Below are 13,997 nucleotides of genomic sequence, written 5' to 3' on the forward strand. Positions count from 1 at the left end.
CCCGTCTCACCTGGCGGCCATTATACCATACTAATCCTGGCGGGAGGAGGCAAATCAGCCCTCTTGCTCTGCCGGCCCAGGCCAGGCCATAGGCCCTTTGGTCAGGCCCGGTATGACGGGCAAGGGGAGATAGGAGGAAAGACTTCAGGCCGGGCAGATAAGAAAGAAGGGGCAGGTGGGACAGCGTCCCGGATCAGCGGGGGCCGCGGCATAATCGTGCTCTTTGAGCCGCTCCAGGCTCTCGACCAGCCTGGCGTAGAGGCTCTGCTCGCGTCGTTGCCCCAGTTTCACGGCTCTGACCTCGCCCGTGGTCAGGTTGTCGCTGTGGAGCTCGGCCTCCTGTCCAGGATAGTGCTCATGGTAGGCGCGCATATAGAGCAGCTCGCGCGTGTCAGGCTCTGGCTCTTGCTTACGCCGGCCAAAGCGTGTACGTACAAAGCGCACCGCTTGCTCTGGCTGCCGTGGCATCTCGACGCGATCGACATCGACGCGAATGGTTTGGCCAGCAATCTCTATGGTGAAGCCACGCCAGAGCTGCCAGTGCTGGGTCTCGGCGCTCTCTAGCAGCTTGCGATGGAGCTGCTCGGTGACCTCACGTCCATGTCGCTCGTACAGCGAGGCAAAAGGGGATTCATGGCCGCCAAGCTCGCGCCAGTGTTGGCCATAGAGTTCATGCACCTCTTCGCGCGTCGGCAGGGCCGCTGACAGCTGCTGCCCCTCAGCGACAGCTCGACGCGCCCGCCCGACCCATTCATAGAGCGCCTCGAGCGTCTTGCGCGTGGCTTGCACAAAGAGGGCATAGCCTTCTTGAAGCGGCTGAAAACGATAGATGTAGGTGTAGAGATACTTACGCGGGCATTGCTGATAGCATTCGATAGCGGAGGCATTGAGCACCCCCGGCTGCATAGCCTGGATAAATTCCTCATGGGGCTGGCGCAGCAGAGCAGCCTCGGACTCCTCGCGCCTCTGCCTCTCTGCTGCGCCAGCGGCAGCTGATCCGTCCTGTTGTCTGCGCCATTCCGTCCTGACGAGGCGTTCCGGCGGCAGAGCGGCCAGCAGTGGCTCCAAAAAGACTGAGGGTTTGGCTGTACGCTTGCCTGGACGACGACTATAGCTCAACACGAGATGGTCGCGGGCGCGCGTGATGCCGACATAGAAGAGACAGGCTTCGCCAATCTCGTGCAGGGTGGCCTCGTCGCTTTCCAGGGAGAGCATGCCATCGGGCGGCGGTATCGGATTATGGCGCCGTGTGGCAGGAAAGCGCTGCTGATTCAGCCCGGGCAAATAGATGACAGGAAATTCCAGACCTTTGCTGGCATGGACGGTCATGACTCGCACGACATCGGCCTCGCCGCCCTGGCTCTCCTCAAGACTCTGCTGGCGCGTGCTGCTATCCTGGCGTAGCATGAAAAGGACGCGCAAATATTCCAGGAAGCTGCGGACCTGTTCATAGAGAGGGCCAGCCTGAGCTGCGCTGAGAGGCTGGCTTTCGGCTGGCGCGGGTTCTTCACGCTGCTGACGCTGTTGCTGCAGGTCGAAACGCCGCGCTAGCTGGAGCAAGAGGGCATAGTCAGCCAGGATCGCCCGCGCCTGGGCGTCGTCGCGAGCCAGGAGGCGGCGCACCTGATCTGTTTCGATGAGGAGATACTGAGCGAGCAGAGACCAGATATCGGGTGCCGTAGTCAGGCGTTGCAGCAGCTCGCTGAGCAAACGCAGTGCGCGGCGTCCGCCTTCGCTCAGCGTCTCAGGAATGTCGCCACGCAGCACGAGCAGACCCGGGGCCACCTGCTGCGTGCGCGCCGCCAACAGCAGGGCCTCGATATCGGCCTGACAGAGAGAGTACTCCGGCCAGCGTGCCGCGCGGAGCAGCCCCATGCCATCCGGTCCCGCCAGCAACAGCAGTGGGGCCAGAGCATCTTTGACGTGTTCCTGCTCCAAAGTGCCCCCGCTCTCGATGACAGGCAGGTCCGCTGCCGCCAGAGCTTGCGAGATGCGCCGGGCCTGAGCGCGTGTGCGACAGAGCACGACCAGGTCGCGATAGCGATAGCCCTGGCGAGAGCGCTCCTGCAGATCAGCGACCAGGCCCGCCAGCTCGGCGGCCTCATCTTCCGCTACCGCCAGCGTCACATACGGTTCCGGCAGGGAGGGGCGCACCGCTTCGTTGTGCCGCAGCGCCGCCTCTTCGCCGAGTTGGCCAGCCTCCAGGCGCTGGAGGCGAAAGGCTTCGGCCAGCGCGACAATATCGGGGCGCGAGCGATAGTTGCGGCTCAGCGAGAGGACCACGGCCCCCGGATAATCTTCGCGGAAGCGGACAATGTTGGCTGGGGAGGCCCCGCGGAAGCCGTAAATGGCCTGATTTGCATCTCCCACAACCCAGACGCGACGTGCCTCTCCTGCTAATAGACGCAGGAGAACTCCGCTGGCTCGGTTGATATCCTGAAATTCATCGACAAGGATGTGTTGGTAGCGATGCTGCAGCTGCTGCAGGAGATCGCTGTGGCCTTCGAGGAGCTGCACAGTCAGCATAATCAGGCCACCAAAATCGATGTCGCCACGCCGCTCTAGCTCCTCCTGATAAAGAGCATAGACGGAGGCAATTTCGCGAGCACGCTCTGCTTGCTCACGCTCTTCGACCGTCTGGGCCTGCTCGAGCATCTGCTCCGCCAGCTGACGATAGCGCTCAGGAGTCACCAGCTCGTCCTTGGCGCGCGAGATGGCCTTGAGTATGTCGGGGAAATAGAGGGTGGGCTGTGTCAGATGATGATAATAATAGAGGGGAAGACGAGGCGTCAGGCTGCGCAGCAAGAAATACCCTTCGGCGTCGTCGACCAGCGTAAAGTCAGGACGAAGACCAGCCAGCTCGCTATACTGGCGCAGAAACTCGGCGCAGAAAGCGTGAAAGGTGCTGACCGTCGGCAGCTCCCAGGCGACGGACTTCGGTCCCGCCGAGGTCCGCAGAGCCTGCCCCAGACGCTCCTGCATTTCTTCAGCGGCTTTGCGCGAAAAGGTGAGGGCCAGAATCGAGCGCGGCGCGACGCCGCAGGAGCGGATCAGATACTCGGCGCGCCCGATAAGGGTGCTGGTTTTGCCGCTGCCCGGCCCGGCGATCACCAGGGCCGGTGTCTCCGCCGCAATGGCCGCCTGCTGAAACTCATCGTATGATCGGCCAGCGCCCGCTGGGGCTGGCACAGATACACAAGCAGGCTCAAGACGCCGCTGCGGCGGCTCTGGCAGTTGTTGCTCTGGCTGTGCCCGTGACTCCATGACAGGAGGATATTCTTTGAGGAGCCCGGTCAGGCGGTTAAGCATGGCCGCCTGCGAGACCCCAAAGCGGTTCGCCAGGGAGGCCGGCGGGAGACCTTGCTCTACATAGAGCGCGCGCACTGACTCCAGGGGCATCAGCAGCTCGGCGGCGAAGAGATTGGCCGCCAGCTCGCGCTGACTGCGGGGACTATAGGACTGACCAGGGCCGAGTAGCTCCTCGACGCTCCCCTCATCAGCCAGAGCCCCGATCTCCTCACGGATCTCTCCTTCTCCGCAGCGTTCAGTCTGGTCTTGCTCCTCCTGAGCAAGCGCCGCCAGCCTGCTCGTCAGAGGTCCCAGGATTTCTTCCAGCCCGGGCAGCAGGAGACGCATCGTCTCCGTTACAGGGCGATGGAGGATGACATGGCCAAGTTCATGCGCGAGCGTAAAGCGCCGCTGTGGCTCTGGCAGATTGCGGCAGATCCAGATCAGATTGTCGCCCGGCTCCAGATAGCCATAGGTACCTGGGGGGTGATCAGCAGGGTGAAAGGTGGCGACCTCCAGTCCCAGCCAGGCGACCAGCTCATCTAGCGGCAGGGCCTCGGCCTCCCACAACGACCTGTCGTAGCAATAGCGCTGGCGCAAATAGCGAGCGGCCAGCGTGGCCAGTGCGCGGGTCTCTTGCTCCATCGATGGCGCCTCTTTTCCCGCAACTCGTTCCTTGCCTCTCGCTCTTCCTGGTCTTCTACTGCCTCATTTGAGAGCACAGGCTGGATCGGAGAGAGGAGAGAAGAGGAGATCACAGGTTCAGCAGCATTATATCATGCCTGCCTACGGGGGCCAAATACTGGCCAGCCCAGAGCGGAGAGCGAGCAGAAACCTTCTGCGCAGTGGCCCTGATTTTGCTATAATTGAGGGAGACAGGCAGGCGGCTAGTCCTACCTGGTGCGCGCGGCGGGCGAGACGGCCAGGCGTAGCGCGGCGGCAAGGGAGCGGACACGTCCTCACACCTATGGGAGGTTCCTGGTCATGGAAGCATCCGAAATATTGACTCGCGCCAGAGCGGGGGAAGACAAGCCCGATGGCTGGATTGTGCTGCCGTTGCAGCGCGGCAGAGTGATCCTCTCGATCGTCGGCTGGCTCTTTGGGGCGGCTGTGGGTCTCATCTTATTCGCAGCCTTCTTTCCTGTCATGGTACCCGAAAACTATCACAGCACCTTCGGAGCCATTGCCAGCACGATTTCACTTGGTATGCTCCTCTTCATCGGTCTGGGCAGCGTTTGGTGTCTGATCAGCGACGCACGTCGTCTCATCAGAGCGCAGGACTATCTGATCGTCATCACACCCGAGGACTTTGTGCAGCAAGCGGGGAGCAAAGTCGTCCACGTCCCCTTGATCAACGTCCGTTACGTGACAGCCAGAGGCCGTGCCAGGCCAGACCGCACGCCCCCCACCAACCAGCTTGCCCAAGTTGGCAGCGCCAGCGAAAACATGGTGGGCTTTCTCTTTGGGCGTGGCATGACCCAGTCTCCGGAAGAGCGGCGCAAGGTGATGAGTTCTCGGGCCCCTACCTCGCTCGCTTTCATCGACACGCGCACCGATACCGAGGTCGTTGTCACGACGGATACAGCCTACGGCGATCCTTTCCTAATCGCTGCTTTGCTGAAACAATACGCCGCCAGAGCGCAGCAGATCGCCTAAGCTGTCGGTGCCGGATTGACGAGCGAGTTTCCTTCTCTCTTGCCTTGCCTGTGGGCCGTGCGCATACGCATGCATCTCCTCATTGTCCTTTCCGCGCCATCTTTTGGCCACCGATAGGAGTGCCCTATGCTGCTGGCTATTGACATCAGCAACACCAATATCAAGTTTGGCCTCTACAACAGTGAGGCCCTCAAACATCACTGGACCGTCTCCACTGTGCGCCAGCGTACTGCTGACGAGTACGCGATGCTGTTGGGCACGCTCATGAACCATAGCGGGCACACTTTCGGCGATGTCCACGCTGTTATTTTCTCGTGCGTCGTGCCACCGTTGACGCCGGTCTTCCAGGAACTGGTCCAGCGCTATTTTCACCAGGAAGCCATTATTGTCGATCACACACTGGACCTGGGTCTGCGTCTGCTGGTTGATAACCCGTGGGAAGTTGGCTCTGACCGTATTGTCACGGCCATCGCCGCTCACGAGCTGTATGGTGGCCCCGCCATAGTGATCTCTTTCAGCACAGCCGCCACCTTTGACGTGATCTCGGTCCGGGGCGACTTTCTCGGTGGTGCCATAGCCCCAGGGTTGATGATCTCCGCCGAGGCCCTCAGCAGCGCCGCTGCGCGCCTCTTCCGTGTCGAGCTGACTCCGCCGCGTTCGGCCCTGGGCAAGAACACAACAGAGAACATGCAGTCCGGCATCATCTACGGCCATGTAGGTCTTGTTCAGGGACTGATCCATCGCTTGCGCGCTGAGATCCCCGAGGTACCCGATCAGGGCGAGGTCAAAATCATCGCCCACGGCGGCCTGGCGAATTTCATGGCTCCGCTCATCCCTGAAATTCAATATGTCAACCAGTTCCTCCCTCTGGAAGGTCTGCGCATTGCCTATGATCGCCTGCGCAATGGCTACCGCCAGCGGGAACGCTAGGGACCGGTGGCGCTTGCAGCGAGATCGCCTGCGTCCTTCCCCAACCGACCGGTATTGGCACGCTCCTCTGCCGTCTAACCAGGCAGCCGGGTCAGAGGCAGAGGCTCCCAGAAGAGCAACAGAAAGGGAAGAGGATGAACCTCTTCCCTTTCTGTTGCTATGGACCCTGTTCCCACACTGTGTTACGAGGAGACTAGTTCTTCAGCAGTTGGGCAATCTGATGGAGATCGCTGGCGGCCTGATGCAGGGCTGTATGGGCCGTTTTCTCGGCGCTGCGCACCTTTGTGAGGTTGCTGGTGTAGGCGGTGCGGTCCTGATTATAGTTCTCAGGGGTCAGTGTAGGAAGAGTGCTCTGCACGGTATCAAACTGGGCTTCCGCCGTTGCAAGCTGGGCCTTGAAGTCGTTGTAGAGGCTCTGCAGCTGGGCCTGTTTGCCGGCAGGGGCGGCTGCGATGGCCTTCTCAATGGAAGTCTTGGCTGACTCCATCTTGTTGGCCAGCTTCTGCTCGATAGCAAAGTGGAGCTGCTGATAGTCACGTGGCAGTACCACCGCATAGATACGGAACTGCCAGAAAATGTTTTTGACATCCTGGCGGGCAGCCTGGGCCGAAGTCTCGGCGTCGAGCTTGCTCTGCAGCGACTTCAGGCCGTTTTGGTTGGTGGCAATGTCAGCCTGGAGAGCGCTGGCAGCATCGGCAGTGATGTGTCCAGCCTGCTGCTGCTGCGTCACTCGACTGCTGAGGGTATTCAAGGCATTCAGGCGCGCCGTGATGAGCTGGTTCCCAATGTTGATGACGCATTGGACATCGTTGCGAGCACACTGACCGCCCGAGGCCGGCGCCGCCTGGGCAATGACCGGCAGCGCCAGATAGGCAACAAGGCCCGCCAGCATGAGGTTAACCAGAGTCAGGAGGGTAAGCTGACCGGGTCGCTTCAGCCCCTTGAAGAGTTTCATCATCATCTCCTTGGCCTCTTACGCTTATTCTTCCTTCCTTGTTCGCTTGTTCGCCTGGATGTATGTGACAAATGAATGGTCAGGAAATAGTAGGATCTTCCACGAGACGCCAGCAGGCCAGCCAGTCGCGTTCCTCTGGCGCTTAGGGGAGAGGAGCGTTATCCTGGCCCTGATCGCTAGAGTTAGCGTCGTTCTGAGACTGGTCCAGCGATGGCAGCGTACCCTGAACCTGCTGATCGATCGATTGCACCTGCTGCGCCGGAGCGCCATTTCCTGTTGATGTCGATGGCGTAGTGCTGTCCTGACTGCTCGTGCTTGCCGGTAGCGATTGACTCTGCGAGCTGGCCGGAGCGGCCTGGTCTTGCGAGCGCAGAGCATGCCCGGCGCAGGCCGTCAGGGTCAGCGTTGCCACCAGCAGAGTCAACAACAAAGTGAGACTGAGTAGAGGGCGCAGGGCGGTAGCGCCCAGGGTTGTTGACTTTTTGTTCATTTTCTCCATAGCCTTTTCTCTATAGCTCTATAGCAGTAATGGCCTGAAAGCTGATCAGTGATGGCGTCATGCATGGACCAGAAGGACCTGGTCCGAGAGAGTCCCGTGGTGTTGTCACAGCGCAACGACAGATCACGCTTTGAAAGCGCCTGCGCTTTTCACTCCGCAGGGTAGTGTAGCAAAAAAACCTCAAGAATAGCTCAAGGTCAACCAAAGATTTGCTCAATGCGGCCCGCCGGGCTGGTCTTCGTGCCCCTGGTTCGGCCCCGACAGCTCTCTGGCCCTGGAGCGCGGGGGCTAGCGGGCAGGTCAGAGCCAGCGGAGTGCACAAAAAAAGGGGCAGTCAGCCGAGCTGGCTCGGCTGACTGCCCCCTGTCCTGTTCCGCAGTGGGACCAGGGAGAAAACGTCGTGTCAGGCTGCTACTTCTGCTGGCTCAATCCCTCAGCGTAGCGGCGCTCAACCTCTTCCCAGTTGACCACGTTCCACCAGGCTTTCAAGTAGTCGGCGCGGCGGTTCTGATACTTCAGGTAGTAAGCATGCTCCCAGACATCGTTACCCATCACGGGATAGAGGCCATCCATGTAGGGGCTATCCTGATTGGCAGTCGAGATGATCTGCAGCTTTCCCTGCTTGTCCAGAACCAGCCAGGCCCAACCCGAGCCGAAGCGCTTCAGGCCGGCATCGATGAACTGATCCTTGAAGTTCTCGAACGAGCCAAAGGTCTGCTCGATAGCCTTCGCCAGATCGCCACTGGGCTGGCCGCCGCCATTCGGCTTCATGATGCGCCAAAACATGCTGTGATTGGCATGCCCACCACCATTGTTGCGCACCGCCGTGCGCACATTCTCCGGTACCTCGTTGATGCGCCGCAGCACCTCCTCAACCGGCAGACTGGCAAAGGGATGGCCTTCCAGTGCCTTGTTAAGGTTCTCGACGTAGGTGCCGTGATGCTTATCGTGGTGGATCTGCATCGTCTGCGCGTCGATGTGCGGCTCCAGAGCATCGTAGCTATAGGGCAGAGGTGGAAGTTCAAATGCCATAGACCTTCTCCTTTTTATACCCAAGAGATTACCAGAATGGCGCTTCAGAGAGCATGCTCGCCCTGGCCCACCTTGTTCCCACTCGCCTGCGCTCGCGCTAGCTGGCTGGCAAAGGAGAGAAAAGCGAACCGGACCCGGCAGCAGGGCAGCAGGTCCGGCAAGCGGGCAGACACAGATGCGCATGTACACGAGCACGCGCGCGCCCGAGCACATGGGGCAGTCGAGGGACCGGCCAGAGCGTCGCGTCAGCCAGCACTAGAGCACTCTCCTGTTTAGTTGTATTCGATAAGATATGCGATTGTCAAGCAGATGCATACCTTTCCGTCAGGCCACACAGGAGCGCTGACCCGCCCCGTCTCTGGCTGCCCGCCGCCCCCCTCCAACGATTGCGCGCCTCAGCATCTCCTCGCAAGCCAGGTTAAGCCTGCCTCGTTTATTAGTATAGCGTAAAGAGCGCTGGCCGCCTCTGAACGAAAGGACAGTGCTGCGGCAGGTAACCAGTCAGTCCGATGCCACCGCGAGGCTTACCTTGCCAGCGCCGGGTCCGCGAGGGCGCTCAGTGCCACCAGGGGAGTGTCAGACCTCCGTACAGCAGCAAGCCGGCCCCAGCGGCCAGCAGCAGGATGACAAAGACGTGCACGCGCCGACTCAATGCTAGCAGGCAGGCAGCGGCCCCGATGATCCAGGCCCGCCAATCGCTGGCGCTATGGCCGATGATCGTCCAGGTATTGCCCACAGTGATCCCGACCACCGCCAGCGAGACCCCACGCATCAGCGCCTCGACCCAGCGCAATCCCCCAAGGCGTTGATACAGCCCCTCCCAGATCAGCGCCACAAACGGCGGGATCATGATCGCCAGCAGCGCCAGCGCCGCACCCAGATAGCCATAGGTCAGATAACCCAAGGCAATGACCCAGAGACCGTTTGGCCCAGGACTCAACTGGCCAATGACCAGGGCCTGGCTAAAGTCGCTCTCTTCAGCCCAGTGGTTGGCCAGCAAATCCTGATGCAGGCTGAGAAAGTTGCTGAAGCCGCCAGTTGAGAAGAGCGAGGCCTTGAGAAACAGCCAGAAATAGAGGAGCGGATTCTTCATGGCCGCTCCTCCCTCTCAGGCGGCTGCCCTTCCGTGGCCAGCGACGGCGCTCGGACAAAGAGCAACCTACCGGCGAGGGCGGAGGCCACCACAACGAACACTACAGCGATTTTGCCAACGATGAGCGCCAGGGTCACCAGAGCAATAAACGCCAGACTGAGCGCCAGCATGGCGAAGCCTTCCTGATAGCCTTGCTTGAGCAGCGGACGAGCAAAGTTGATGGCCACCACCAGCATGATTCCTGCCGTGGCAGGCACTACCCCGCGGAACATCGCTTCGACAAAGGCCAGGTGCTGGATTTCCTGAAAACCGGCGGCGATGAGGGTCGTGATCGCCGCGCTCGGGAGCAGCAAACCCAGGAGCGAGACCACTATTCCCCAGGCTCCAGCAAGCTTACGTCCAATGAGGACGGTGATGGCCACCAGATTGATGCCTGGGGTCATAATGCAGAGATTCCAATCACGGGCAAATTCTTCGATGGTCAGCCAGCGATGTTTTTCGGTAAACTCTCGTTGGATCAGCAAGAGCGTCGAAGAGCCGCCGCCGAAGGACTGCAGGCCGATCAAGACCCAGATACGCAGCAGCTCCCAGACCGATGGCGGCGGCTCCCTGGTCTCTCGAAGGGGAGGCGTCGCTTTCACTGTAATAGATACAGGCTGAGTCGGTGGCTTCTGTTGATCTGCGTGGAAATTGTCCATAAGCGTATGCCAGAGTAGAGAAGTTATCAGGAGGAGTTTGGCAGTAACCAGCTCACAGCTCAGCCTCCATTCTAGCACATAGCTTCAGGGATCAGCCAGCCAGCAGCAGGCCCCCAAAGCCTGGGAGCGGTCCAGGGAGGTTCTTCCCAGCCGGACCGTATCACGGATGACAACGAGCAGTCAGTCGGCAAGCAAGGCAGGTAGCTCTGCCTCCAGAGCAGTCAGGCGCTGGAGGCAGTCCTGCAGGAGCTGGCGCTTTTGTTGCACAAGATAGAGCTGCGCCTGACCACACAGCAGAGCTTGCTCCTGCAGGCAAGCTGCAGCCGCAGCCAGGCCGGCCTCGCTCACGAAGAGAGCGGCATCGAGCAGGCGTCGCGAGGCGAGAGGCAGGGCAAAGCTCACCGCAACTCCAGCCAAGAGTCTTCAGTGCCAGCGACAGCCCCTGATTGGGATCGATAGCAGCGTTAGAGAAGAAGATCTGTGGCCCGCCTGGCAGTTCCAGGTAGAACTTGCCGAAAGGCATGGTAGTCAGGCATTCGAGGAGGGGGAGGGAAAGCGAGGAGAGTGGCCCAGGCCCGGGTGCGAGCCAAGGGAGAAACGCACCCGGGCCACGAGAAGAAAGAGAGACCGACGCTTCCACAAGGCAGCGAGGAAACAGGTTACAGCTCGCTGCGGAACAGAGACAGATAGACCACCTCAGAGCCAGCGTAGACGATCTGGCCGAGCCACTCGCCCTGGCTGATAGAGAGCAGGCGCAGGCCGGCATGTTCCTCAGCGGGACGAGCCCGCTTATAGAGCGAAGCCAGCGAGGAGAGCTGCGTCAGGCGCTGCTCCTGCTCCTGGCGACGGGCCTCAGCGAGGCGCTGCTGCAGATCATCCAAATCGCGCAGGCCCTCCAGATCGAGGACCGGGCGCGCTGGTGCGCGATGCTGGTGCTCGGCCAGCAAGGCAGCAGAGCCATAGCAGTAGATCAGCAGGACAGGCAGCATCTCGGTCCAGTAAGCGCTGTTCGGAGTCACCTCCACGCCGACCAACCTACCGGCCAGGAAGAAAGCAGCGCCGACCTGACCAGGCAGCCACTCCAACGCGTGGCGGTAAGGCAGCAAACTGGCGAAGTTAGGACGCAGCCAGCGATCCAGATGGCCGCCGTAATTGATCCCGTAGCGGCGCGAATAGGCGGCGATTGCCGTCCAGAGGCGCCTGAAATCCTTGATTCCCTGCAACTCGAAGGCAGCGCGGCGGAGCCCGAGAGGCAACATAGAGAAGCGCTGCTGGGCCTGGCGCAGCGTGCCGCTCTGGGTCTGCTGGATGCAGTAGCAGTCGTCTGCTGTCAGCGTTTCATCGGCATCAAGGATCAGCACACGGCTGGTCGCGTGATTCTGCACCCCTGGCTGGAAGAACGCCACATGCATAGGCAGCACCAGCACTCCCTCTGTGGCCCGATTGCGCAAAACGAGCGTTCCATAGTTGGGGGAGCCGACCACCTCCAGGGAGCGCATAGGAGGAACAAAGCGCGCACGGCTCTGCTCCAGCTCGGTGCAGACCGGAAAAAGGCCGATGACCTCCAGCACACCCCAGGAGACCAGCGGACCAGGGGCCAGGTGGGCCAGCAGCCCTGTAAGAGGAGAGGTCTCCGCCGCCTCCTGCTTGACCTGAATCTCCATCATAGCTATCACCTCGTAAGCAAGAGTTGTTGCACCTGTTCCGCCTCAACCGAAGAGATAGACTCAGCCGCGTAATCAAGGAAGAGACGTGTCAGCACCTCACGCACTCCCTGCTCATGTTGCACAGGCAACAGCACGAAATCGTCGCCCAGACGGCGCCGGGTCAGCTGCTCAGAGCTGGTATAGACGGGCACTACCTGATAGACAGGCATGGTCAGACCGAGCAGGCGCAAGCCCTGTAAGATCAGGGCGGCATCGCCTTGACGCAGATTCTCGTAGCCGTCGGTAATCAGCAGAATCGCCTGCGGCTGCCTGCGAGCAGCCTCCAGCAAAGCGCTGGCCAGATCGGTCATACCCCGCGGCTGGGGCAACAGCTCCTCACTGGCCGGCATACTGCCACCGACCTGATAGAGCGTCAGCGAAGTCACACGCTGCTGCAGCAGGCGCACCAGGGCCAGCGCCAGAGCTACCGGATGACAGGCCCGCTCGCCAGACGAGGCCATCGAGGCCGACAGATCAAGAACCACTGCCAGCCGCGCTTCAACCAGAGGGAGCGAGGCCACGGCCTGCTCCGTGCGCCGCCACAGCTCTTCACAGTACTCCTCCCCCTTCAACTCCTGAAGGAGCGCTTCTCTATAGAGCCTGGTCAACGGGCCATCCTGGCGTGCAACTCGCGCCGTCGAAGTGGAGAGCGAGCGCACACGGCTGGCAGGGACATCGCGGTGATAGATGCCGCGCAGGCCGAAGAGGGTCTCGCGTGGGAGACCCTCCCCCTGCTCTAGCTGCTCACGAGCGGCCATACGCTTTGCCAACGTCGGATCAGTTGGATCGAAAGGCACCCCCGCCAGGAAGCACAGCGTCTCCCGGGCGATCGCTGGGTCGGGAGCGTAGTGCAGCAACTCGCGCCGCAGGAACTTCTCACCGACCTCGCTCGGCTGCGCCAGGAAGCGCCGGACCGAAGACCAGGTACGCTCTCCCAGCAAATGCTTCAACAAGAGCGTCACCCGCTGTCGCCGTGTCGCCGCCAGCTGTGGGAATTGCTCATGACCGATCAGCAGCTGCAAACCAATCTCTCGTGCGCGCCGGTTATTGATGCGCCGCTGCCGGATCACATCGGCAACCAGCAAAGCCTCCTCAGCCGGCAGCACGCGCAGCTGCTCTACAATGCGCTGCCTGGTAACAGTGTGGGCTGCTGGCAAGCGAATCAGATTGGCCAGCATCTCTCGCTTGTGCGAGAGATCTGCAAATGGATCAGCCAGCAGAAACAGGTAGAATTCGGGAGCCGCCTCGCACAATCTCTGATGCAATGTCACCATTTGTTCCTGTCCGGTCAGCGGAATCTGGCGGCTATTCAGGTACTCAATGAGCAACTTCTTGTCCATAGGCAGCTTCTCCGTCACAGTACTACATGACGATAAGAGTAGAAAGCGTATAAAGCGCGCAAAACGAGAAAGATCACGACGACAGCATGTCGCGGTGGATCACGCGCGCGCGCGCAGGCAAAGACGGATACAGGAACCAGAGAACACGGGTCGACTGGCGCTGACAGCTCTGGGAGTTACGCCTGCCGCCTTCGCAGAAAGTGTTGACGAATATTGAGGAGACTTCTGCAGAGGAAGGTGGCGGAAGCGCATCCCACCAGGTAACCCCAGGTATCCCTCTTAAACGGATATTCCGTCGAAGGCATCGTTTGTAGGCAATATCCCGGACCCGGTACACCTTTGAGTATGGTCAACATATACGCTTCCCGCCCTGTAGAAGATGGTGAACAACAAAAAACAGTAAACTGCCTTGTCCCATCAGGAGGGACGGAGCCGGACAGGCAATCGATAAACTACTCAGGGGAAACAGCGCCGCCAAGCTGGGCTGCCCCAGAATCCATCGCGATATGGCGCGTAATCACCCTTTTTCGCAGATGACTTGGTTGGCTGGCGCAGGAGGGGTCATTTGAATGCAGAACGTCTTTCCAGACTTGTGCTCGTAGGCAACAGGTACCATGCAGGGACCACTGCATCCAAAAAGTTCCTGACAGGCTCTATATAACATACCTCTGGCTGTTTGTCAAGTATTTCCTCCACCACTTTGAGAGAAGTCCGCCAGGAGATTTGTCATGAAGGAAGCCGAGGGATGGCCGTAGTGCTCGCTTGATGATGGCCTTGGGTTGGGCGGTTCCTCTGTTTCT

Annotated in this window: 11 protein-coding genes; 2 read left to right on the forward strand and 9 right to left on the reverse strand. The window is 60.4% G+C overall.

Annotated features, from left to right (window positions below; all coding sequences use genetic code 11):
• Positions 1-144 precede the first annotated feature (144 nt).
• Positions 145-3,933 carry a UvrD-helicase domain-containing protein gene (locus BGC09_RS13865; protein WP_069804585.1) on the reverse strand — a complete coding sequence of 1,263 codons (3,789 nt, stop codon included), beginning with the start codon at positions 3,931-3,933 and terminating at the stop codon, positions 145-147.
• A gap of 339 nt (positions 3,934-4,272) precedes the next feature.
• Here BGC09_RS13865 and BGC09_RS13870 point away from each other — a divergent pair, with 339 nt between their 5' ends.
• Together BGC09_RS13870 and BGC09_RS13875 are read left to right on the forward strand one after the other, a co-directional pair.
• A complete protein-coding gene (locus BGC09_RS13870) occupies positions 4,273-4,944 on the forward strand; it encodes a hypothetical protein (RefSeq protein WP_141727785.1) in 672 nt (223 codons plus the stop codon).
• Between the two features lie 126 nt (positions 4,945-5,070).
• Positions 5,071-5,874 (forward strand): type III pantothenate kinase, encoded by an 804-nt coding sequence (locus BGC09_RS13875; RefSeq protein ID WP_069804587.1) that lies wholly within the window; start codon positions 5,071-5,073, stop codon positions 5,872-5,874.
• Between the two features lie 193 nt (positions 5,875-6,067).
• On the opposite strand, the gene BGC09_RS13880 is transcribed toward BGC09_RS13875, so the two are convergent.
• From BGC09_RS13880 to BGC09_RS13915, 8 genes are all read right to left on the reverse strand, one after another.
• On the reverse strand, positions 6,068-6,835 hold the full coding sequence (locus BGC09_RS13880) for a hypothetical protein (RefSeq protein ID WP_141727786.1): 768 nt from the start codon (positions 6,833-6,835) through the stop codon (positions 6,068-6,070).
• Positions 6,836-6,971: 136 nt separating this feature from the next.
• Positions 6,972-7,328 (reverse strand): hypothetical protein, encoded by a 357-nt coding sequence (locus BGC09_RS13885; protein WP_069804589.1) that lies wholly within the window; start codon positions 7,326-7,328, stop codon positions 6,972-6,974.
• 411 nt (positions 7,329-7,739) lie between these two features.
• Complete coding sequence (locus tag BGC09_RS13890; RefSeq protein WP_069804590.1) at positions 7,740-8,360, reverse strand: superoxide dismutase; 621 nt, start codon at positions 8,358-8,360, stop codon at positions 7,740-7,742.
• A 556-nt stretch (positions 8,361-8,916) separates the two neighbouring features.
• Positions 8,917-9,453 carry a chromate transporter gene (locus BGC09_RS13895; protein WP_069804591.1) on the reverse strand — a complete coding sequence of 179 codons (537 nt, stop codon included), beginning with the start codon at positions 9,451-9,453 and terminating at the stop codon, positions 8,917-8,919.
• Positions 9,450-10,151: a chromate transporter gene (locus BGC09_RS13900; protein ID WP_084658815.1), complete on the reverse strand. Its 702-nt coding sequence runs from the start codon at positions 10,149-10,151 to the stop codon at positions 9,450-9,452. Before BGC09_RS13900 ends, BGC09_RS13895 begins: the two co-directional genes overlap by 4 nt.
• A 180-nt stretch (positions 10,152-10,331) precedes the next feature.
• The gene (locus BGC09_RS13905; RefSeq protein ID WP_069804593.1) at positions 10,332-10,553 is read right to left on the reverse strand and encodes a YobF C-terminal domain-containing protein; all 222 of its coding nucleotides are present in this window, start codon (positions 10,551-10,553) and stop codon (positions 10,332-10,334) included.
• Positions 10,554-10,810: 257 nt separating this feature from the next.
• Positions 10,811-11,818, reverse strand: a complete 1,008-nt coding sequence (locus tag BGC09_RS13910; protein ID WP_141727787.1) for an ARPP-1 family domain-containing protein — start codon at positions 11,816-11,818, stop codon at positions 10,811-10,813.
• A gap of 5 nt (positions 11,819-11,823) precedes the next feature.
• Positions 11,824-13,197 (reverse strand): VWA domain-containing protein, encoded by a 1,374-nt coding sequence (locus BGC09_RS13915; protein ID WP_069804595.1) that lies wholly within the window; start codon positions 13,195-13,197, stop codon positions 11,824-11,826.
• Positions 13,198-13,997 lie beyond the last annotated feature (800 nt).

The sequence above is a fragment of the Thermogemmatispora onikobensis genome (assembly GCF_001748285.1).
In the GTDB taxonomy this organism is placed as follows: Bacteria; Chloroflexota; Ktedonobacteria; order Ktedonobacterales; family Ktedonobacteraceae; genus Thermogemmatispora; species Thermogemmatispora onikobensis.